Origin of the sequence: Streptomyces sp. H27-H5 (assembly GCF_026627505.1) — a bacterium.
GTDB lineage: Bacteria > Actinomycetota > Actinomycetes > Streptomycetales > Streptomycetaceae > Streptomyces.
Genome location: NZ_JAPNLK010000305.1, coordinates 1 through 1242, shown reverse-complemented (window position 1 = coordinate 1242; position 1242 = coordinate 1). Strand labels below are relative to the sequence as shown.

Annotated in this window: 1 protein-coding gene; it reads right to left on the bottom strand. The window is 56.8% G+C overall.

Going from position 1 to position 1242, the window contains the following annotated elements:
• Nucleotides 1–356: 356 nt before the first annotated feature.
• A complete protein-coding gene (locus OTB19_RS42925; RefSeq protein WP_420717037.1) occupies nucleotides 357–824 on the bottom strand; it encodes a C40 family peptidase in 468 nt (155 codons plus the stop codon).
• Nucleotides 825–1242 lie beyond the last annotated feature (418 nt).

Here is a 1242-nt window from a genome sequence, read left to right as displayed (position 1 = left end):
CTCGCGACCACAAGGAACCTCGGAGAACCCGCCACCGGAACGGCCATCCGGAAAACCGGCCTGCCCCGCACCCGCGAAAGACACCCGAAAACCAAGATCAGGATTCACGCGGTGGATCGAGGCTGAAAGCTTACGGTACGACGGCCCCCGCACGGACCCCATGATGCCCCTCCACCAGCAACGATCAGCTTGATGATCATGCCTGCCGAAGGAGACTCAGCTCAAGTTGACAACGCCCTATGAATCAGCCCTGGAGTTCAACCTGAGCACACGCCGTACAAACGAAAGACTCAAGGAAGGCTGGTAGACCCCGCGAATAGGGCTCCGTGAATGGAATACCAGACTGAATTCTCACGTCACGACACCCTTCCATATCTGACATTTCGCGTCCAAATCTTTTCTACTCGAATCTTCCGGTTAGGCTTGGGGGCGTGCCAGATCTTCCCTGCCCCGGCATAGAATCCAACATGATAGACGTTGCGACCCTTTAGAAAGAAGACGAGATCCCCTCGCTTTCGATGAGTTGCTGGTACGTGGTGGGCGTAGTGAAACTGCTGCTCAGCCGTGCGAGGAATACGCCGACCAGCCACACGAAAAGAATACTGCATCAACCCAGAGCAGTCGAATCTACGGGGGCCGGTAGCTCCGTATTGATAGGGGAAACCCTTCTTCGAGATTGCTACGTCGAGCGCTCGGACGGAAAGTGATTTCGGTGCTGCTCGACGGGAAGGCTCAGCTGGTGAGGCCGCATATGACACTTGAATTTGGGCCGTTACGGCCACCAGAAGGGTTAGGATTGCGATCGCCATACGCGAGATCTTCATGCCGTTCCTTGCCTCAACTCTCTCAAACGGAATCACCCGACTTGACGGCACAGTCTGCCCCGAAACTTTGCTAGATATATGGAAACGCGCCCCGTCGATGTGTCGCCTAAATCGACATAGACATCACGGGCTTGCGCGAAGGTCCAGCCCCCGCCTGGGGTCTGGCCCAGACGGTGACGCGTAGAGTAATATCGCCCCGACTCTCTATTGGCTCAATTTACTGGATAATGACCACGTCGCGGTTATCAACCAGGGCGATTGCAAAGTCCGTGATTGTGCGTTGGCGCAGGTCAGTTGACCTCGATCCTTCAGTGATGAGGTCGTGTTCGTGGGGTGGTCGGTTCACCCCGGTTTGTTCTCGTGGTGAGGTTCCGGGGTCGTCGCGTGTCGCTGCGGGGTGCGCCGGGTTCCACGGGTC

Excerpts from the sequence above, each read along its gene's own strand:
- OTB19_RS42925 (WP_420717037.1), bottom strand. The coding sequence starts at position 824 with ATGAAGATCTCGCGTATGGCGATCGCAATCCTAACCCTTCTGGTGGCC.